General features: G+C 55.8%; 1 rRNA gene. It reads left to right on the top strand.

Annotated features, from left to right (window positions below):
- Nucleotides 1-379: 379 nt before the first annotated feature.
- Nucleotides 380-483, top strand: a 23S ribosomal RNA gene (locus AC1DWC_RS26735); the annotation flags it as partial.

Below are 483 nucleotides of genomic sequence, written 5' to 3'. Positions count from 1 at the left end.
AAGGTAGCCGTACCGGAAGGTGCGGCTGGATCACCTCCTTTCTAAGGAGCATCTCCAGCAGACGGTCTCGAAGAGTCGAGGTCGTGTCTGGCAGAGCCCGTTTAGTGAACACTGTTTCGCTGCGGGAGCTCATGGGTGGAACACTGACWGGCTTTTCCGCGTATCGGTTGGTCCCTTGTGGCCGGCCGGCGGTGAATATATCGGCATACTGTTGGGTCCTGAGAGAACACGCGAGTGTTTCTTTCTAGGCAAGAACGACAAGCGGGAAACTGCAGGTCAAACCGCAGCGAGGGTGTGAGCCCTTGTTGGTCCGGTGTCTGCGCATGGTTTCCTGGTTGTGTGTTGTTTGAGAACTGCACAGTGGACGCGAGCATCTTTGTTGTAAGTAGTTAAGAGCGTACGGTGGATGCCTTGGCACCAGGAGCCGATGAAGGACGTAGTAGGCTGCGATAAGCCTCGGGGAGCTGTCAAACGAGCTGTGAT

The sequence above is a fragment of the Rhodococcus sp. P4_C10 genome (assembly GCF_056402135.1).
The sequence above is the reverse complement of the archived record's forward strand: the minus strand, read 5'-3'. Positions and strand labels throughout refer to the sequence as shown.